Origin of the sequence: Salegentibacter sp. 24, assembly GCF_004362395.1 — a bacterium.
Lineage (GTDB): Bacteria > Bacteroidota > Bacteroidia > Flavobacteriales > Flavobacteriaceae > Salegentibacter.
Genome location: NZ_SNWE01000020.1, coordinates 1 through 20,074, shown reverse-complemented (window position 1 = coordinate 20,074; position 20,074 = coordinate 1). Strand labels below are relative to the sequence as shown.

At 35.2% G+C, this 20,074-nt stretch carries 22 protein-coding genes; 16 read left to right on the top strand and 6 right to left on the bottom strand.

Annotated features, from left to right (window positions below; genetic code table 11):
• Positions 1-4 precede the first annotated feature (4 nt).
• From DET49_RS13855 to DET49_RS13845, 3 genes are read left to right on the top strand one after another with little or no spacing between them, the layout of a single operon-like run.
• Positions 5-1,285 carry a Glu/Leu/Phe/Val family dehydrogenase gene (locus DET49_RS13855; protein ID WP_133548686.1) on the top strand — a complete coding sequence of 427 codons (1,281 nt, stop codon included), beginning with the start codon at positions 5-7 and terminating at the stop codon, positions 1,283-1,285.
• A 17-nt stretch (positions 1,286-1,302) separates the two neighbouring features.
• Positions 1,303-1,716, top strand: a complete 414-nt coding sequence (locus tag DET49_RS13850) for a GreA/GreB family elongation factor (RefSeq protein WP_133548684.1) — start codon at positions 1,303-1,305, stop codon at positions 1,714-1,716.
• Between the two features lie 6 nt (positions 1,717-1,722).
• Positions 1,723-2,139 carry a hypothetical protein gene (locus DET49_RS13845; protein WP_133548682.1) on the top strand — a complete coding sequence of 139 codons (417 nt, stop codon included), beginning with the start codon at positions 1,723-1,725 and terminating at the stop codon, positions 2,137-2,139.
• A 134-nt stretch (positions 2,140-2,273) separates the two neighbouring features.
• On the opposite strand, the gene DET49_RS13840 is transcribed toward DET49_RS13845, so the two are convergent.
• On the bottom strand, positions 2,274-2,705 hold the full coding sequence (locus tag DET49_RS13840; protein ID WP_166636581.1) for a PepSY-like domain-containing protein: 432 nt from the start codon (positions 2,703-2,705) through the stop codon (positions 2,274-2,276).
• 326 nt (positions 2,706-3,031) lie between these two features.
• Here DET49_RS13840 and DET49_RS13835 point away from each other — a divergent pair, with 326 nt between their 5' ends.
• The 6 genes from DET49_RS13835 to DET49_RS13810 all read left to right on the top strand — a co-directional run bounded on the left by DET49_RS13835 (position 3,032) and on the right by DET49_RS13810 (position 7,792).
• Positions 3,032-3,709: a response regulator transcription factor gene (locus DET49_RS13835; protein ID WP_133548679.1), complete on the top strand. Its 678-nt coding sequence runs from the start codon at positions 3,032-3,034 to the stop codon at positions 3,707-3,709.
• Positions 3,706-4,983, top strand: coding sequence for a sensor histidine kinase (locus tag DET49_RS13830; protein ID WP_133548677.1), 1,278 nt, complete (start codon positions 3,706-3,708; stop codon positions 4,981-4,983). Before DET49_RS13835 ends, DET49_RS13830 begins: the two co-directional genes overlap by 4 nt.
• Positions 4,984-5,071: 88 nt before the next feature.
• Complete coding sequence (locus DET49_RS13825; RefSeq protein WP_133548675.1) at positions 5,072-5,515, top strand: PepSY-like domain-containing protein; 444 nt, start codon at positions 5,072-5,074, stop codon at positions 5,513-5,515.
• Between the two features lie 19 nt (positions 5,516-5,534).
• Positions 5,535-6,392, top strand: coding sequence for an SdiA-regulated domain-containing protein (locus DET49_RS13820; protein ID WP_166636580.1), 858 nt, complete (start codon positions 5,535-5,537; stop codon positions 6,390-6,392).
• Between the two features lie 4 nt (positions 6,393-6,396).
• The gene (locus tag DET49_RS13815; protein WP_133548671.1) at positions 6,397-7,095 is read left to right on the top strand and encodes a TVP38/TMEM64 family protein; all 699 of its coding nucleotides are present in this window, start codon (positions 6,397-6,399) and stop codon (positions 7,093-7,095) included.
• Between the two features lie 478 nt (positions 7,096-7,573).
• On the top strand, positions 7,574-7,792 hold the full coding sequence (locus DET49_RS13810; protein ID WP_133548669.1) for a hypothetical protein: 219 nt from the start codon (positions 7,574-7,576) through the stop codon (positions 7,790-7,792).
• Positions 7,793-8,307: 515 nt separating this feature from the next.
• On the opposite strand, the gene DET49_RS13805 is transcribed toward DET49_RS13810, so the two are convergent.
• From DET49_RS13805 to DET49_RS13790, 4 genes are all read right to left on the bottom strand, one after another.
• Positions 8,308-9,003, bottom strand: coding sequence for a DUF1003 domain-containing protein (locus tag DET49_RS13805; protein ID WP_133548773.1), 696 nt, complete (start codon positions 9,001-9,003; stop codon positions 8,308-8,310).
• Between the two features lie 400 nt (positions 9,004-9,403).
• Entirely contained in the window at positions 9,404-10,153 is a 750-nt protein-coding gene (locus DET49_RS13800) for a hypothetical protein (protein ID WP_133548667.1), read from the bottom strand.
• 161 nt (positions 10,154-10,314) lie between these two features.
• Entirely contained in the window at positions 10,315-10,617 is a 303-nt protein-coding gene (locus DET49_RS13795; protein WP_317130326.1) for a DUF6799 domain-containing protein, read from the bottom strand.
• A gap of 442 nt (positions 10,618-11,059) precedes the next feature.
• Complete coding sequence (locus DET49_RS13790; protein WP_133548663.1) at positions 11,060-11,398, bottom strand: hypothetical protein; 339 nt, start codon at positions 11,396-11,398, stop codon at positions 11,060-11,062.
• A gap of 639 nt (positions 11,399-12,037) precedes the next feature.
• Here DET49_RS13790 and DET49_RS13785 point away from each other — a divergent pair.
• From DET49_RS13785 to DET49_RS13765, 5 genes are all read left to right on the top strand, one after another.
• A complete protein-coding gene (locus DET49_RS13785) occupies positions 12,038-12,535 on the top strand; it encodes an AAA family ATPase (protein WP_133548661.1) in 498 nt (165 codons plus the stop codon).
• A complete protein-coding gene (locus tag DET49_RS13780; protein ID WP_133548659.1) occupies positions 12,516-13,532 on the top strand; it encodes a hypothetical protein in 1,017 nt (338 codons plus the stop codon). Before DET49_RS13785 ends, DET49_RS13780 begins: the two co-directional genes overlap by 20 nt.
• 40 nt (positions 13,533-13,572) lie before the next feature.
• A complete protein-coding gene (locus DET49_RS13775; protein ID WP_133548657.1) occupies positions 13,573-14,601 on the top strand; it encodes a zinc-dependent alcohol dehydrogenase family protein in 1,029 nt (342 codons plus the stop codon).
• A 354-nt stretch (positions 14,602-14,955) separates the two neighbouring features.
• Positions 14,956-15,258, top strand: a complete 303-nt coding sequence (locus DET49_RS13770; RefSeq protein WP_208109655.1) for an alpha/beta hydrolase — start codon at positions 14,956-14,958, stop codon at positions 15,256-15,258.
• Between the two features lie 48 nt (positions 15,259-15,306).
• Positions 15,307-15,939 carry a phosphoribosyltransferase gene (locus DET49_RS13765; RefSeq protein ID WP_133548655.1) on the top strand — a complete coding sequence of 211 codons (633 nt, stop codon included), beginning with the start codon at positions 15,307-15,309 and terminating at the stop codon, positions 15,937-15,939.
• Positions 15,940-15,961: 22 nt separating this feature from the next.
• Here the strand turns inward: DET49_RS13765 and DET49_RS13760 are convergent, their stop codons facing one another.
• Positions 15,962-17,905 carry an erythromycin esterase family protein gene (locus DET49_RS13760; protein WP_133548654.1) on the bottom strand — a complete coding sequence of 648 codons (1,944 nt, stop codon included), beginning with the start codon at positions 17,903-17,905 and terminating at the stop codon, positions 15,962-15,964.
• A 126-nt stretch (positions 17,906-18,031) separates the two neighbouring features.
• On the opposite strand from DET49_RS13760, the gene DET49_RS13755 reads away from it, so the two are divergent.
• Together DET49_RS13755 and DET49_RS13750 are read left to right on the top strand one after the other, a co-directional pair.
• A complete protein-coding gene (locus DET49_RS13755) occupies positions 18,032-18,949 on the top strand; it encodes a DNA polymerase domain-containing protein (protein WP_133548653.1) in 918 nt (305 codons plus the stop codon).
• A gap of 304 nt (positions 18,950-19,253) precedes the next feature.
• Positions 19,254-19,667 carry a hypothetical protein gene (locus tag DET49_RS13750; protein ID WP_133548652.1) on the top strand — a complete coding sequence of 138 codons (414 nt, stop codon included), beginning with the start codon at positions 19,254-19,256 and terminating at the stop codon, positions 19,665-19,667.
• Positions 19,668-20,074 lie beyond the last annotated feature (407 nt).

The following is a 20,074-nucleotide window of genomic DNA, read 5'->3' as shown; positions in this document are numbered from 1 at the left end:
AAAAATGATAACGACAAAGAATACGCCGAAACAAAGTATGTATGATACGGTTATTAAACAGTTTAATAAAACGGCCGGTATTATCGATTTAAATCCAAATATTAAGAAAATCCTGGAGATTACTAATAATGAGATCGTGGTTCACTTTCCGGTAAAAATGGATAACGGAAAAGTGGAGATTTTCACTGGCTACAGGGTACAGCATAATAATGCCCTGGGACCGTATAAAGGTGGCTTGCGATACCACCCAACTGTAGATGTGGATGCAGCCAAAGCCCTGGCAATGTGGATGACCTGGAAAACTTCATTAGCGGGTTTACCATATGGCGGAGCAAAAGGAGGAATCCAACTGGATCCCAGGAATTATTCTGACGCTGAACTGGAACGAATTACCCGTAGGTTTACCTATGCTTTGGGAGAAAATATAGGGCCGGAACATGATATCCCTGCACCGGATGTAAATACCAATGCGCAAACCATGGCATGGATTGCAGACACCTATATGTCTACTATATCCACTTCAGAGCGCTCACAAAACCAGCATGTGGTAACCGGCAAACCGGTAGGTTCTGGTGGTTTGGAAGGTCGAGACCGGGCCACAGGATTTGGGGTGTATTTAACTACCAAAGAACTTATAAAATCACGCGGGGAATCATTAAAGGATAAAACTTTTATCGTGCAGGGATTTGGAAATGTAGGCTATTGGGCTTCAAAATTTTTAATTGGCGAAGGTGCTAAACTTATTGCGGTGCAGGATGCCCACGCTACTTTATTTAATGAGAAAGGGATTTCAGTTGAAAGCTTATTTGAACATTCAAGCCCAAGGAAAGGATCTATTCAGGGGTTCGCAGATGCAAAGGAAATTGATTCTGATGAGTTTTTTGGATTGGAATGTGATATTTTAATTCCGGCAGCTCTTGGGAATCAGATAACCGGGGATAATGCTTATCAGATAAAGGCATCTATAATCGCGGAAGGTGCTAATGGTCCCACAAACGAGGAAGGGGAAGCCATTCTTTTGGAAAAAGGGATCACTATTATACCTGATATCCTATGTAACTCTGGAGGCGTAATTGGAAGTTATTTTGAATGGCTGCAAAATAGAAATGGCGAATTATGGGAACTGGAAGAGGTGATGGGGAAACTAGAGAAAAAACTGCTCCAGGTATTTAAAAAAGTTGAAAAGGAAGTTGAAGATCGAAATACCGACTGGCGAACAGCGGCTTATATCCTGGCGATTTCTAGAATTGAGACTGCATATAACCAGCGAGGTATATTTCCTTAATAAATTCTTTTAAAGACATGAAATATGATGTAATCATAATTGAGAAGTTAGAATATGAACTTTTAAAACGGATCGTTTCTATGGCGCAGTACTATAAAGATAGTACCTATCGTGCATCTATAGAAAAGTTAAGAAGCGAACTCGATTTTGCAAAAATTGTGAGTGAAAAAAAGATGCCAGAGGATGTGGTTAGATTTAATTCAAAAGTTGAAATCGCTACTCCGTTTGGTGTAAACAGAACTTACCAGATAGTGACACCCGATCACAGCAACATTAAGGATCATAAGATTTCTATTCTTGCTCCTATGGCGCTAGCTTTATTTGGCTATGCCCAGGGGGATAAGGTGGAATGGGAATTCCCTACCGGTAAAAATTCCATAAATATTATAAAAGTGGAACAAATGGCAAAGGAAATAAAAATGCAAAAATAAAGTAAGATGATGGAGAAGTTTCAGGAACATCATAATGATGAGGAAATACAAATCTTAAGTATCCAATCCGAATCTGAGGATTGGGAGGAGCACCTGATTTTTATTAATGAGGAAATTAATTTCTTCAGTAATATTTTAAACTCAGGCTTAAAGGAAACCGTAAGAGTTGAGATAAATAAAGAAGATGCTAGTTATTTAATAAAGCAACTTGAGCTATTAAACAAAGCTAATGAGTTTCATTTGACCACCTTCTTCGATTATAAAAATAAACTGGAGGGTTTAAAAGAATGCGACGATGTGCAGTGTGAGAATTTTTATTTAAAAGACCATTTGGTTTTTAAAACCACACTTCGTAAACATTTCAAGGATTTTAGAGGTCTTAAAATACTGATTTTTAAATTTCTAAAACTTAGTTTCAACTAGTTTTTATATTGACTGTGTTTGGTTGACTAGTTTGGGGTGGTTTTAAACCGCCCCTTTTTATTATCATTAACTAAAATGCCCCAGGATTTTTTTTTCTGGGGCAATAGTTAGATGCTACTGTTTCTTGAGGAGGCTTAATCTATTTTTCGGAAATTTCCTTTTCCATCAAATTCTATTTCCGTTCCATCGGTCAATTCAACTTCCTGTTCTTTATTTTGTTTTTCCCAACCAGTAACCTGGGCATTAGGATGATTTTGGTTTAAATAGGAAACAATATTAGTAGGTAAGGCCGACAATGGTATCGTTTCATCTTTATTACTGTCGATTTCGATTATATTCCCGTCCTTGTCAAAATCCAGTTCCACCCCGTTAGAAAGGCTTACTTCATATTTCTCATCTGCCCATAATTTCCAGTTACTATTTTCGGCTACTTCCTGTACTGAAACGGATGAAAAATTCTGCTGGATAAAATCCTGAGCTGTAGCTGGTAAATTATTCGTACTTGTTTGTGCAAAGACTCCGATGGAAGAAATTGCTAAAATTCCTGATAAAATTACTTTTTTCATAATCATTGTTTTTTTAAATTCTGTGCGAAGTAAGCCGTTAAAACTGGAAAGAATTAGGAATAGCCCCGGGGAAAATCCTAAATATTTCTAAAAAGCATCCTTCATTCTAATCAAGCTGGTTGGAATTTCGCCTTTTTTTGGGACAGAGAACTATTCTAGAGGGATATAGTTGCAGCATCCGGATTACGATTTACCAATTCTTTCCAGTTTTGTTTATCATCTTTGTACTATTATAAACAGATTATCTTAAAGAGATGATTTTTAATTTTGTTTGTTGTAAAGTTTTCTTCGGATCTTTTAGTTTCCGGTAAATAATAGTCAAGATTATGAAAATTCTAATTATAGAGGACCAACAGGATATGCTGCAGAATATGAAAGATTTTCTGGAAAAGGAAAATTTTGTGGTAGAGACGGCAGAAAGCGTATCTGAAGCCCGAAATAAAATAGGAGTGTATACTTATGATTGCATTTTATTGGATATAAATTTAAAGGACGGGAGCGGATTTAGTCTTTTAGAAGACCTCAAGAAAAAAGAAATAGAAGATGGAATTATAATTGTTTCAGCCAGGAATTCCCTTGACGATAGACTACAGGGATTGAATCTGGGGGCAGATGATTATTTGGCGAAACCCTTTCATATGGCCGAGTTAAATGCCCGGGTTAAAGCGGTACTTAGGAGGCGACAGTTTAAGGGCAATAACAAAATTAAGATTGGTAATTTATGTGTAGATCTCGATGAACACGAGGCTAGTATAGGTGAGCAGCTCCTTAATTTAAACCGAAAAGAATTTGAGATTCTATTATTTTTCGTTTCAAACCAAAACCGGCTGGTTAATAAATCGGCTTTAGCTGAACACGTTTGGGGTGATCATATTGACCAGGCCGATAGTTTTGAATTTATTTATTCCCAGATCAAAAATTTGCGTAAGAAACTTAAAACTGCTGATGCCGGAATAGAAATAAAGGCGGTTTACGGAATTGGCTATAAATTGGTGGAAGAATGAAACTGTTAAATTATACTACGAGCTACTTCGCTGCTATATTGTTTCTCCTTCTGGGGATTTGGGCTGTTATTTTTTACCTGGAAATGCTTGATGAAATTTATGACAGTCTGGATGATGGCTTGGATAATCACAAGATGCTGGTGATTAAACAGGCCAAAAATAATCCCGAAATTTTACAGCGTTTAGATTTTGAAGATGGAAGTTATACCATCAGACCAATTAGTGATCAGCGAGCCATAAATTTTAGGGATTCTTACCGCGATACGCTCATGTATATGCAGAATGAAAAAGAATATGAGCCCGTTAGATTACTGGAAACCGTGTTTAAAAATGGAGATAACTTCTATAAACTAAAGATCATTACCTCAATGGTAGAGGAGGATGATCTAATAGAAGACTTGTTGTTTTCTCTTATTCTTCTTTATATCGGGTTAATTTTAAGTATTGTTTTGTTGAATAATCTGATCCTAAAAAAAATATGGAATCCCTTCTATGGCCTGTTACAACAGCTTAAAAATTTCAGGTTGGAAAAAGATCAACAAATTAAAACGATTCCCTCGACCATTGAGGAATTCAACTTGCTTAATACCCGCATAGAACAAATGTTGGGGAAATCTATCTCAAGTTACAATAGCCAAAAACAATTTATAGAAAATGCGGCCCATGAGTTACAAACTCCCCTGGCTATAAGTATCAACAAATTAGAGCTCCTGGTAGAAAATGAAGACCTTAATAGTGAGCAAATCGAACTGGTAGCTTCTGTTTTAAATAACCTGGAAGGTCTTACCAGAATGAACAATTCCTTGCTTTTACTTTCTAAAATTGAAAATCAGCAATTTCCAGAAGAGGAATTAGTTGTTTTCAATGATTTGATAGATGAATTAAAGCTTGATTTTGAAGATCTGGCCAGTCACAAGGAAATGAAAATAAATGTAGAAAATTTTTCCCAATTAGAATATAAGATGAATAAGGGGCTTGCACGAATTTTACTCTCTAATTTATTAAAGAACGCCATTATGCATGGAGAAAGAAGTAGTGAAATTAATATCAGGATTTCATCAAAAAGCTTCAATATAAGTAATATTTCTAACCAGGGTTCTCTAGATACTGATAAGGTATTTACCCGTTTTCAGAAGAATTCACAGGTCAAGGGATCAAATGGCATTGGACTGGCCATTGCACATACCATTGCTGAAAAATACAATATCCTACTCAATTATACCTATGAGGGAAAACATAGCTTCCTGCTTTCCTTTCCCCAAGTAGATTCTTAAAATTTTCCTAAAAACTCTCTTATTCTTGGATTCCAGGTTTATTCCAGTTTTGTACCCCAACTTTGCTTAAAATGTAAAAGCAGAAAAGATGAAAAGGACGTTTTTTATGATCCTGGCTATTGGGCTCGGGCTTAGTTCTTGTGACGATGATGATATGCGAAATACGGACATTCCTTCTGTGGTAATCAACGGATTTACCCAGCAATTTTCGAATGCCAAGGACCTGGAATGGGATAAAAATGCTGATATGTATGAGGCAGAGTTTACTGTCAATAATGTGGAATACCAGGCTTTCTTAAATCCGGACGGAACTTTTGATAAATATAAGTATGATTTCACCTATAAGGCTCTTCCACAGCGCGTCCAGGCTGGTATTATGAAGAGTTTTGTTAGGACAAAAATTGAAGAGGTGGAGGTAATAGAAATTCTGGGAACCAGCTATTATCAGGTAGAATTTGATGAAGAACCAAATGATAGTAAAATAATTTTTGATGAATCAGGACAGGTAACCAGTAGGATTTCCACCTGGTAATAAAAATAAAATAATGAAAATGGTGAACAAAATAGTGGCGTTAATCGTCTTTGGAGTATTAAGCCTAGCGGGCCTGATATTGCTGGGTTACACAGAATTTGTAACGAAAGATAAACTTCAGGATCTACCTGTTGACTATAGGATTATCAAGGCCTGGAAACTACCTGAAGAACTTGATGAGATCTCAGGGATAGACTGGATGGGTGCCGATAAAATGGCTTGTATACAGGATGAAGATGGTATCATTTTTATTTTCGATCTTAAAACTTCAAAAATTGTTAAGCGCGTATCATTTGCAGAATCGGGGGATTATGAAGATATCCGGATTGTTGGGGACACGGCCTATATTTTGAGAAGTGATGGAGAAATCTTTGAGGTCCGAAACTTTTTGTCCGCCAATTCTCAAACCATTCCTCACAGTAACTTTTTGACCGAGGAACAAAACCTGGAAAGTTTAGCCCTGGATAAAAATAATAAGCGTTTACTTCTTGCTATTAAAGACCGCGAACCTCAGGATAAAACCTATAAAGGCATCTACCAGTTTTCTTTGGAATCTGGGGAAGTACAGAAACAGCCTGAATTTCGCCTGAATATGGGAGATCGCATATTAGCTGGAAGAGATACAAAGCTTAGTAAAAAACTAGAGCCTTCGGCGTTGAGCATACACCCTGAAAATAATAAATTTTATATCCTCGATGGCAGAGCACCCCAGCTCCTTATTGCCGATAGTAAAATGAAATTAGAGCGACGCTATGCTTTAGATGAAGATGATTTTGAGCAGGCTGAAGGACTTACTTTTAGTGAAGATGGGCGATTATTTATATCCAATGAAGGAAAAGGAGGGAAGGCAAATATTCTGGAAGTAGTTTTTAATTAAATCAATGATAGAAAGACAAGATCATACCAACGTAAAAAAAAGCAAGGCTCCATTAGTGTTTTCACTTATTGTAATTGCTATTCTTGTAGGAGGTTATTTTTTTATCCCGGCAATGAATGAATTTTTTAATGAAGCCTGGAAGGTACTTACCAGTAACGATAAACAAAAAATAGAAGCCTGGGTTTCAGATTTTGGGTGGATAGGACCCTTTGTTTTAATTGTTGCGATGATTGCACAAATGTTCCTTTTAGTCATTCCATCAATAGCATTAATGATAGTTTCCATATTAGCATATGGGCCACTTGGAGGGAGCTTAATTGTTTTTGCTGCTATTTTTTGTGCCTCTTCCGTAGGATATTTTATCGGTCGTTATTTTGGACCTATAATCGTGCAAAAGTTACTTGGTGTTAAAACAGAACATAAGATTAGCGACTTTATTGAAGACTATGGTTTTTGGGCCGTAATTGTCACCAGGATCAATCCATTTTTAAGTAATGATGCGATTAGTTTTGTTGGTGGGATTCTAAAAATTGGCTACTGGAAGTTTATTGGAGCTACCTTATTAGGGATAGCACCACTTACATTTTTTATCGCCGTTATAGGTGATAGTACACAGCAACTCAAAACCGGTTTGTTATGGGGTTCATTAATCAGTTTAGTACTTTTTATTTTATATGTTTATTGGGATAAACAAAAGCGCTAAAATGGCAAATTTCATTTGGGTATAGCTCCTAATAGATTCAGTGGTCCCTATTTAAAGTATAAATAGCTACCTGGGTTTCTCTTACCGGTTAAGAATATGGTTATCCGGAGTGTCAAAATAGGATTTGCCTCTTTGAAATAGTTATGGCTTAAGACTCGGAAATAGTAGCATTGTCGAACTTTGGATGTTTTACCAAAGACAATCTGCAAACTTTCTTTTTTATCCCTAGGAACGAATCAAAAAATTGATTAAATTAGAGGTTGATTAATGCTAATTGATTACCCGTAATGGGACGATGGGCATAATTAAAAATAAATTTTTACAATGTTTTAAGGTTATGATGAAATAAGGCAAAATATTCGAATAATTTCGATATTACTGTCTTATTTCCTTATTGGTTTATTTCTTATGTTTATTTTAGGCCCAAGAAATATTTATTAAAAAGATTGAACTACTATTTTAAATTTAGACATTAATTATGGGAAGACCTTCCACTAAAGCGAAAGACCTGAGAGATGGGTACTATATTGAAGTTAGAAATAAAAACCAAAAAACTGGCATCAAAATTAGAAGAGATACCAAAAAGCAATTAATGCTTGCTATTGAAGAATATAAAGAAAGTAAAGAGGTTATTGTTTTAGGTAAATCTGTAAATGGTAAAATGAAGGATATTCCTGATCTAGAAGGAGGTTCATAGCTTACCGGGATTTGCAGTACGTGGGGTTATAATTTTCTTAAGCTTACTCTATTTTTTAATTTTCTGGAGGGGCTTTAAATTAAGAATAATAAGGTTACTCTTGATTTAAAGCCCCCCAGGAAAAGCAATTACTCAAATATATTCCCTCCCAACCTTTTAGCTATTTTACTATTTAATCACTCATGCTGTGGTTCCGTCGGACTTGCATATTTCCTATGATTTCCCTGCCAGATAATCTTCCATCATAACTCAGAGATAGGTGATCACAAGCAAATTCGGTGATAAATCCTGAAACACGTGATTTAATAAATGAGCCTTTAATTAAAACGATGAGAAACTAGATAGCTATAATTCTAAATCTTTTTAATATTCTAAAATCTTAAAAAGAGGCTTTCGCTTTTACTAGTTACCTACGACGAAGATTTTGTTAAAAAAGCCGGTCGCATCATATTCCTGGAAAACGGGAAAAAATAAGTGTGTATAAGATAACCAGAGTTAAAAAGACAATTTTGGTTCTATTGTTTTTTTTTAAGTTCGTTCATGAGATCTTCTAAATAGTCAGTTTGTATTTCCTGAATCTCTAAAAGTTTTCTGTTCTGATTAACCATTAAGTGATCAATTTTTTCACTTAATAATTTGATTTCAAGTTCAGCTTTTAGATTTATTTTATAATCGTGTTCTCCTCTTTCCCTGTCTTTTTGTTCTTGTCTATTTTGGCTCATCATTATGATAGGGGCCTGAATTGCTGCCAAACAGGAAAGGATGAGGTTTAGCAAGATAAAAGGATAGGGATCAAACGGTTCTTTGCTAAGAAACCAAACATTTATCGCCACCCAGATTATTATACCTATAAAAAAGGTTATGATGAATGTCCAGCTGCCCCCAAAGGCCGCTACCTGGTCGGCTAATTTTTGCCCCAATGTGAGTTCAGCTTCTATCTCGTCCTCTATTTTTTCCGAAAGAATTGAGTTGTTTCTTATCGCATCGATCACATCTTTATCAAGGAGCGCCAATTCTCCTTTCTCCAGAAGTATTAGGGAGCTTAAATAAAGTCTTCTATATTTATTCAGTTCTGCAATAGAAATATAAGCATTCTTGTCAAAGCTTGGAAAATCTGTTTTAATTAAATTAAATATGCCATCCCTGATATCTTTAGCTTTTACGGCTTCTCCTCTAGGAATATTTTTATTACTTATAGCGCTTATTTTCATCATAAAGTCTTTATAAAAAACCGATATTACACAGTTTTTATTTTCCAGGTAACACTTATGAAATTTTTTAGTTTTTAGAAAGGCTTATATTTTTTGAACTTGAATATCAGTAATTTAAATATACGATTTAGAAAGGATTGAAATTAATTTCAATTTGTTTTATTGATCAAAAAATAAAAATTTACTGTAAAAATGGAAGAGGCAATAAAAGGTAGTTATTTATAAAGGCGATAACTTGCAAATAGAAAAGTACCATATGGTGTTATTTTTTTATTCAAAATCACTCGAATCGGGATTTGGTAAAGAAGATAATTAATGCGGTTTGAATTCACAAAAATTCTTTTTGAATATTTCTTTTTCTATTGCTTTGCAAGACCAAACATTTCTTAATAGAGCGTTTTCAAGGAATAAGCCAATAACCTATCCCCACAGAAAAATAGAAAATATCATCTAAGGTTTCTTCATACACGGCGTCTTGGGTAATGATTTTGCTCTCTCCCTCCGGAAATGCAAGATGGGGCTTAAAATAGAAAATGAACTGGTTATGATAATATGAAACGGGAAGACTCAATTCTACTGATAGAATATTGAAGTTTGAAGCTTCTTCTAACTCTATAGTCCCTACCGGAACCTGTTGCATAACGTTTTTTCTCTTTCGGTTTCCCAAACGGCTGGTTTGATAATATTCCTGATAGAAATACTGGGAGCTGGCATTCAACCGGAAAGAAGGATTAAAAATAAGTTTGTTTTCAATTAAACTAAGAGTGTTATCCAAAATTACTCCTGCAAAAAAATCTGTATCTCCATCTTCTGAAAAATAAGCGCTTCCCATTACGCTCAGTTCCAAAAAATTAAATTCATAGCCCAACAATGCCATCACATTTCCGGAAGTTTGTGATTGTACGTTGTAGCTTTCTTCATTAAAGAAATATTTAGTAGCTGCAATCCCCCCATAAATTCCGTTGGCATCAAAACGGTAACCGGCACTTAGCACACCCATATCCACCCTGTTTTCATCTTTTACCAAATAAGAGAGAGAAGCATCGGCATAAAAACCGGAACGATTATAATATCCCACTGACGGCATTATGTAAGGAGCCGTCACTGAATCTCTTCGTCCCATTAAAATCGCATCACTGGAGTAGCTCATGTCTGCAAATAGTAAAGATATCTCTGCACTGCTTTTCTTTTCTCGTAGGTTTTTATCGGCCTGGGCCCATAAACCAAGCCCCTGAAATATTATTAAGAATAGAAGTAGCTTTTTAAGATTTTAAAAAAGCCTGCAACCAATTTTGATTGCCGCCTTTCTGATTAATTGATTTTCCCTTTCTGGGGAGTTTTCTGAACCTGTTTTTGGACGCCCTTTGGAATGTCTTTTTCAATGTTCTTCTGCATCTTGTTCTGGATCATATTTTTCTGCGCTATATTTTTACGAAACTGATACATATTGGCGAGTTTCCCACCATACATAGATAAACATTCGCCATTTTGAAGACGCATTTGTTGTTGGTTACGAACCTGGTATGTTCCATCTGGTCTTACAGATATCCCATCTCCCACGTTAAGCTGTTCCTGTACGCGATTTTGTGACTGATTCCTGGATCCGGTACATATCCCCTTTTATGCGGGAATATTGTATACGCTTTTGATTGCGCTCTTGAACCTGGGCTTCAGATAATCCTTTATTCTCCTGACGCACCTTGAGAGATCATGAAAAAATTATTAATTGGAGCTTTAATTTTTGTGTTTTCTTCACAAATATTTGCTCAAATTCAAGAATTATCTGAAGTTACGATTTATGCAAATTATAAGTATCGGAATGATGTAAATACCGAGGAAATTGCTTCTATTCCAGTCAAGATGCTGCCAGGAAAATTCTTCTTGGCCTTGTATTAAGGATTCATCAATTTTAGCGGTTGCGCCTAAGAGTGAATTTTTAAAATCTACTGTTCCTTTTTCATTCCAATAATTAACATTTCGGTGGAATACTGCATTATCACTTATTTTAAGGTTTTCTGAAATTATTTTGGACTTACCTTTTACTTCTCCATTTAATTTAAGGTTTCCACCCTTTAAAAAGGGCATCCCCTTCTATAGTTCCATTCATGGTTAAGTTACCCGAATTAGATCTGAACATACCTTTTATTACGCCATTCATATTTATATTTCCGGAAAAATTGATAAGATTTCCATGAATCACGTCATTTTCTGTAATTATTACCTGACCTCCACTTACGATAACATCGTCTCTAACTTCAGAATCGATAGTAAGTTTACCACCGGCAGCCCTAATATCATCAGCAACAAAACCTGATACAAATATCTCGCCACCAGCCACTAATAGGTCCTGATATATGGTATCTTTTAAGATAATGTCACTGCCGGCCAGAACCACATCACCAAAAACTGGGGCTATGACCTTAATTGTTTCCCCAGTATGGTAAATATCATCTTCCTGTCTTTCTGAGACCGTTACCTGGCCTTTATTTCCGTTCTCTGTCCAAAAGTCAATATGGGAAGCGACCTTCCTAAAATAACAAGTAGTGTTTTTATGAGTTTCATTTTTTAATATTACTACGGATAATTTAGAGCCTATATTTATTGTATAAAATGATGTATATCAGGCATTTTATCTAAAAAAAGTTTGGTGTAATTCTAATACTTCTCGTGTTAAACCTGCTAATATTAGTTTTAATTGAAGCTATCGTATTTAATTAGGGAAAAAGATACTTTTTGCTGTTTTTTATATGGACTATGTTGATATTTCCAATCAAAATCCTGTGGAGGGAACTAATCAATTTATCGGTCACAATACAATCAGACAGTTTATATCTTACTTATGCTACTGCTGGCGGGATCTAGACTCTGATTTGAGTGCTGCAGCATTAAGATCACTCAGCATAGAAATAGAATATTCAACTGGAGTATTCTTATTTTATCTCAAGTGGGTAAAATAGTTTAAAAACTATGTTTATGATTTAAGTCATTCGTAATAGTATTTATCTTCATTAAATTTCAATAATTAAAAATTAATATGGTAATTCTAGTTATTGGTTTGCCCGGCTCTGGTAAAAGTTACTTTGGTAGTAGACTAGCAAAGAAATTAAATGCCGAGTACTTGAATAGCGATAGACTGAGGAAGGAAATGTTCTCAAAAAGAACATATTCAGATTCCGAAAGGCAAAAGGTTTATAGTGCTCTTTTAAATAAAGTACAGGAATTACAATCGAAAGGGAAGGGTGTAGTTGTTGATGCTACATTCTATAGTAATAAGATAAAACAGGCATTCTTTCAAAGTACCAAAGAAAGACTAGCTATTATTGAAATTTGGGCAGATGAAAATGTAATTAAAGAGAGATTAAAAAAAGCAAGGCCGTTTAGTGAAGCCGATTTTAATATTTATCAAATCATTAAGCAGCAATGGGAACCCCTAGAACAGCCACATCTAAAACTGAAATCCACAAATATGAATATAGATGATATGCTGCAAAAGGCTTTAAACTACCTAAAAAATGACAAAGCAACAAATTAAGCAACTGCTTTCCAATGGTTCTTTCCCTGAGAGAAGTCATCTAAAGGAATTAATTGAAACTCATATTTCCTGGGTAATATTATGCGATGAGTTTGTTTATAAGATTAAAAGGCCCGTTCATTATCCCTTTCTAAATTTTTCTACACTTGAATTGAGGGAATATTATTGTAAGCGAGAAATTGAATTGAACCGAAGATTTTCTGAAAATATATATCTCGGAGTCTTACCAATATTTCTTTTAAACGGGAACTATGCGATAGGAGGGAGAAATTGCAGGGTGGTAGATTATGCTATCAAAATGCGTAAACTAGATCCTCATAAGCAAATGGACATACTTTTATCGGAAAAGACGGTGAATTCTACGGATATAAAAAATCTAGCAGTATGCATAGTTTCCTTTCATAAGAAAACAAAGTTGATTTATGATAAAAATGTACTGGATCTAAAGAATGAGTTTTCAGAACTGGAAACTCAAAAGGAATTTCTTACTGAAAATCTGGGGAAAGGAATTGATAAACTCATTGATACTTGTATTGAAACATCCAATAACTTTTTAAATAAAAATCATGAGTTACTTCAACTACGTCTTAAATCAGGGTTTTTCAGGGATTGTCACGGCGATTTACATACAGGAAATATTTTCTTTTTGCCGGCACCACAACCTTTTGATTGTATAGAATTCAATGACAATTATCGACAGATAGATGTACTCAATGAAGTTGCGTTTCTCTGTATGGACCTTGATGCTTCAAATAGAGAAGACCTTTCCGCACTTTTCGTTAGTCATTACAACTTTCTGTTTCCAGTTATGAGGAATATATCGGAACAGCAGCTTTTTATCTATTATAAAAGTTATCGTGCTAATGTTCGGGCTAAAGTAAATAGTCTTCGCGCGTCCAGTTCTTCTGAAAAATCGTCTAAAAGGAAAGCACTGGTGGAAGCCAAAAAATATTTGAAGTTGATAAAATCTTACCACAATGAATTGGTAAGTTTTTAAACTTGATAAATGGTAATATCATCATTTTAATTATAGAGGAATGAGAGCAATGGTGCTTAATAAAATAGTCTCTTTAGAGGAAAACAGGCAACCCCTGATTTTAGTGGATATGCCCATTCCTGAGCCTAAACCTGATGAAGTATTAATAAAAATTTCAGTTTGTGGAGTTTGCCATACTGAATTGGATGAAATTGAAGGAAGAACAGCTCCTGCTCAATTTCCTATAATTCTGGGGCACCAGGTTGTGGGAACTATAGTAAAGTTAGGAGGAGAAACCTCCAAATTTAAAATTGACGAACGCGTCGGGGTGGCCTGGATCTTTTCTGCCTGTGGTAAGTGTAAGTTTTGTTTGGATGGAAATGAAAACCTATGTGATGATTTTCTTGCTACGGGGAGGGATGTGAATGGTGGCTACGCAGAGTATATGTGTGTTTCAGAAAAATATGCCTATAAAATCCCCGACGTTTTTACTGATGCCGAAGCGGCACCATTATTATGTGCTGGAGCCATTGGTTATCGTTCCTTAAAACTTGCACAATTAAAAAACGGACAAAATTTGGGACTTACAGGTTTTGGCGCATCGGCCCATCTCGTTCTTAAAATGGTGAATTATCGCTATCCTGAAACTAAAGTTTATGTGTTCGCCAGAAAAGAAAAGGAACGGGCTTTCGCCAATGAACTTGGCGCTTTCTGGACAGGGAATAGTACAGCTGTGTCACCACATAAACTGGATTGCATCATTGATACTACTCCAGCCTGGAAACCTATTGTGCATGCCCTTTATAATCTTGAGAAAGGGGGAAGATTGGTTATCAATGCGATTAGGAAGGAAAATGCAGACAAAGAATACTTAAAAGCCCTTTCTTATAGGAGCCATCTTTGGCTGGAAAAAGAAATTAAAAGTGTAGCCAATGTAACTGGCAAGGATGTAGAGAACTTTCTGAAATTAGCTGCTAAAAGCGGTATAAAGCCTGAAGTTGAGCTATATCCATTAGAAGAAGCTAATAAAGCTTTACTAGAACTTAAGAATAAGAAAATAAGAGGAGGAAAGGTTTTGAGAATTAGTTAAAAGCACGAATCAAGAATTGAAGTTAATACCAGCTATTAAGTTCACTAAATAAATGGTGATTCTTCTTGAATTAAAAATGAGATAATAGGCATTCTTTAGACCTTGAGTTCAGTTTGAGAAAGTAAATGTTTATTTTTTCGTAATACCATTTTAGCCTCCTCATAGCCAATATTAAAAATTGCATCAATATTTTTTAAGCTAAAAATCCAATGTTTTGAAAGGGCTTTCGGTGAAATTAGAATATCATAATCTGAAAATTTGGAGTGACAATAATAGTCAAGATTAGTTTAATAAGCTTCTGGCAGGTATAGAGGAATTTTCTAATCCAGATAAGCATACTTTCTTCCTTTTATATTGAACTTACCACCTATTGAAGCTACAAGAAATATAGTTGCAGATCAAGAAATTGATCTTATTATCATGGCGGCAACAAGTAAAACCACAAAAATTGAGGCTATCGTTTCCCGGGGAGGCAGACCAGATATGGCAATGCCCGTGCTTAAAGAAGTTAAAGCGCCTACTCTTTTTATAGTGGGGGGGAATGATAAACCGGTACTCGAACTGAATAAGAAAGCTTACGAGTTTTTACCAGGAATAAAAAAGATAGAAATCGTCGAGGGCGCAACTCATTTATTTGAAGAACCCGGGAAACTGTAAGAAGTTGCCGTTTTGTCTACAAACTGGTTTAAAAAATATCTAAAATAAATGTATAAAGATAGAACAGAAGCGGCTTTATTATTGGCTAAGAAGCTGCATTATTACAAAGGTAAAAATGCTGTTGTTCTTGCCATACCCAGAGGTGGAGTGCCGCTGGGTTTCATCATTAGCAAAGTACTGAACCTGCCAATGGAGATCGTACTCTCAAAAAAGATTGGGCATCCTTTGCATAAGGAATTCGCGATAGGGGCCGTGACCCTTAAAAGCAGGATTTTAAGTAATGCTGCAGCAGAGATTCCTGCTTCCTATATTGAAAAAGAGACGGGCAGAATAAGAGAAAAGCTTGCCAGTAGACAAAAGGAATATTATGGTGATAGGGAACCATTGTCACTCAAGGATAAGATACTCATTGTTGTAGACGATGGGATAGCTACCGGGAACACGATGCTTTCAATTATCGAAATGCTGTACAAAGAAAAACCAACTAAAATTGTTGTGGCAGCTCCGGTCGCTCCACATTCTACAATAAAGAAGTTTGAAAGTTCACCGATTATAGATCAGGTAATATGCCCCTTGGTCCCAGATTCTTTTATGGCGGTAGGGGAGTTCTACGAGAATTTTGACCAGGTGACAGACCAGGAAGTACAACGGCTGTTACAAGAGGCTTCTAAAGCTTCTTGAAATTTGCTACAGTACACATCAGTTATTCATCTATTAAACTAAACGGATGATTCTCCAGTAATTTTTGGTCCAGTGTAGCTGTAGTTAATGGAGTAACTGCGCTAGTAGTATTATACCAAATATATTCATCGAATTGAGAAGGTAAAACAGCCCGAAAATAATGACTTGAACGTTCTGTTTCAGGCCTGTAAATAACCCCAATAGCACGCTCCAGTTTAGGAGTGCTTAAAAGTTTTCTTAACTTATTTCCTGAAACTATTTCTTTCAATGGAAGCGTGAAGGAAGGTATTAGTGTTTTATAACAAAGATTTTCATAACTATTTTTCAACGAGGGGTTTACCTGCATAACTTCCATTTTTCCTCCCCAATTATGTGCTGCAGCAACTGAGCCTTCGTGAGTACCAAACCCAATATGATAAGACTTGCCCCCAAAATACTCCTTGCATAAATGACCGATATTAATTTCTCCCCGGGAATACATTTCCGTGGCCAGGGCATTACCTATATGTGAATTGTGGGCCCAAATGACCGCCTTCGCTCCTGGCTTAAAATAGGAGAGAAGGGACTTAAGCGTTTGGAACATGTGAAAATCACGCAAATTCCATGATTCTGCACTTCCATAGTACATGGCTTTGTAATATCTTTCTGCATCCACTACAACATTAGCATTTTGATAGGCGTAAAAATATTCAGGCGAATGGTTCAATTTATTTTTGTTCCAGAGCAGATCTGTCAACATTTTTAAAACATCCAGTTCACAACTTAATAGTTGTTTATTTAACACCATTTTTCCGTAATTAGCATGATCTGCCATATATGGGGTGATGCAGGAATATCTTTCTTTTGCCAGGCTGGCTAAACTGGTGTCTCTTTTCTCTAAATAATCGATCACAAGATTTATGGAATTCTCCATACCGTAGAGATCTAACCCATAAAACCCAATGCTATTCTTGTGGCTAAGATTGTACTTTTTTAACCATTCTATAAATCCCAATACCTCTTTGTTTCTCCACATCCATTGAGGAAAACGGGTAAAAGGATTCCACTCTTGCTTAAGTGTCCTATTCCTTACATAGCCGTCAATTTGTTCAGCATCGCTCCAATCTGCTTCGGCACAGATAATATTAAAGCCTTTCTTTTCTATAAGAGCCCTGGTGATCTTCTGCCGGGCCATGTAAAATTCTGAAGTTCCGTGGGAGGCTTCTCCAATTAATACTACCCTGGCATCACCAATTCTATTCAAAAGGTCGTTTACCGGGAAATCCTCTGTGCTTTTAAAAGCTATAGCATTAGAGGTGATCTGAGAAATAATCTCTTCTTCAGAAAAATCTTCAGATTCAATTTCAGGCAATAATTTAGGGTTTGGGATAAAAAAGTTATCCCTTAATCTTTCTGTTCTATACTCTGTTTCTGAAATACGCTCGATAACCTGAAACATTATATGGGCCCAATCCGGGCCAATAGGAATCAGTAAACGGCCGGCTATTTTAAGTTGTGCCTTTAATGCATCAGGGATATTTTCAAATTCTGTAGCTATTAATATTCTATCAAAAGGTGCTTTTTCCTTCCATCCTATTCGAGGATCTCCGCTTTTAATAAAAACATTTTCCACCCCTGTATTGCTCAATACTTCTAAAGCCCATTCGGCATAAATATCATTTAATTCTACAAGATAGACTCTTTTATAGATTCTCGAAAGTGCAGCTAATACAGCAGGTGAGTCTATCCCTATACATAAAATACTTTCTCCTTTCTCAATATTTAAACTTTCCAGCATTTTAAATATTACCAAAGATCTTGGTTTAATGGCCATAATCTTTTCCTCCAAATAGGTATCTTTTACGGGGAATGGAGGTTTAACCTGCGGCATGAAGAGGCTTTCAGGAAGTTCTTTGAAAGCCTCCAGCAATAGGTTATTTTTAATTGTTGTTTTCCTTAAATCTTTAATAAACTCCTTGTTTACCATAATTTTATTCTTCGGAATTCGAAAAGTAATTTACTCTAGGAATTAAATCAGTCCAATGATATAAATCATTCTATATGCTGGAAATAATGTCGACTTTTGAGATATTAGTTTTATAGAAATATTAAAATGGCTTCAAAAAAGGAAGAAGAGCTTAATTGGAAGGTAGGTGCTTATGATTTGAAGATCTCTCACCCACAAAAAATTTACTGGCCCTTGGAAGGCATCACTAAACTAAAAGTTCTTGAATATTACAAAGAAATGACCGAATTTATGTTACCGTATTTTAAAAATAGGCCTGCAACCGTTCATTATTTTCCAAGAGGTATAGGAAATTCTTCATTTTACAAAAGAGATTTTGGTGATGTGGTTGAAAACAAAAAAAAATTTAAAACAGCTTTTTATAAAGAAGTTAGTCAGGATAAGACCATCCAGGTTCCAATAATAGATTCACAAGCCGGGATCTTGTGGTTTGCTTCTAAGGGAGGCTTTGAATTTCATTTATGGTCTTCAAAAATACCGGACTACTCTAAGCCTGATATAGCCATTTTCGATCTAGATGCCAGTAAAAATACTTGCTATGAGCGTATTATAAGGGCAACAAAATATTTAAATGAATTTCTTTTATCATTGGGAATTTCAGGTTTTCCTAAAACCTCCGGTGGTACAGGGATGCATGTGTACGTACCTATTTTTCCAGAATACACATTCATTGAAGTAAGGAATTGGGTGAAAAAGATTGGTATTGCACTTGAAAAATTACATCCAGATTTAATCACCACACTAAGGGTCCAGGGTACAACTCATAAAAGCAGTAAAATAAGTATAGATTATTTGCAGAATGTGATTTCCAGAAATACTGTAGCTCCTTATAGTCTTCGTGGCTATACCGGAACACCAGTTTCTACACCATTATCTTGGAACGAAATTGAAGAAGGTGAATTTTCTCCTTTGGATTTTAATATTAAGACCGTACCCAAAAGATTAAAGGAAATGGGAGATGTGTTTTCAAATGTTTTAACTTCTAAATACCATTTGGAAATATAAGACTTATTGACATATATCGGGGAGTTTTGGTATAGTTTAATATTATGGATTGGTAATTTAGTTAATTATGTAATTTTTAGCGTGATCAATATCATTTACTTTTTTGAAATTATTAAGCACCTTTATCTGAAGATTTTCGAAGGTTAAAATGGGAGGTAACGTTAACGTTAAGGTCTACAAGAAAATTCAATTTTATTATTTACACTCAATACCCTTTCTAAGCTTATTAATCGAAGAATAAGGAAATGAAAGAGCTTTTGAATTACTACATAAAATTCTTCAAAAATTTAAAAAATATAAAATTATGGAAACTAAAAATTTAAATCCTAAAGCTACCTTACTTATTGGAGCAGGATTAGATGTACTACATTTTGAAAGTATGGAATGGCTTGCTAAAATTGATTTTTGGAAAGACGAAGTTCAGTTTTTTGAAAATTTACTTAGAAAAAACACTTCTTCAGATATTGGTAAACAAAGTTATAATGGCCTTCTGGTGAACCTTGATAAAATCCATGGAGATCTCTTTGAAGATTTAGAAGATAGCATCAGAGAACACGAAGGATTATTGTCGAATTTGCAGAAAGAAGTAAAAGGCTTATCTGATTCTGATTACCGTAAAAAACATCATAAACTTAAAATGAGGATGGATGACTTTGAAAATGATTTTAAAACTTTCAAAAAGATAATTTTTGAGCACGTAAAGGGTTTTATAATTTAAAGCTTGCTTTCTAAGGTGCTGGAAATGTTTTTCGATTTTTAATCATTCATTATCAGGATTTAAAGGTGTGATAACTTTTTCTTACCCTGATTTACTAAAGATAAGGAATTTGCGGATTTAATTTTCTCTTTAGAAATTAACGTCTTTACTTATTAATCTCTCTTTAATCATAAAAACTACTGAAAGTATCCAGATATCATTTTGTGTTGGATGGAATTACCAGAAAAGGTAATTCCAATTGAAACCCTATTGTTGTGATGATAGGCCGCAAAAATAGATTTGTGAAAAAAGAATGTTTATGTCTTACCATTGGAGGGTGTAATTTGAAGTCTGTCTGAGAATTTTTATATTAATACTCAAACAGATTTAAAATGACACAGGAAGAATTAAACAAGATTGAAAAGAAA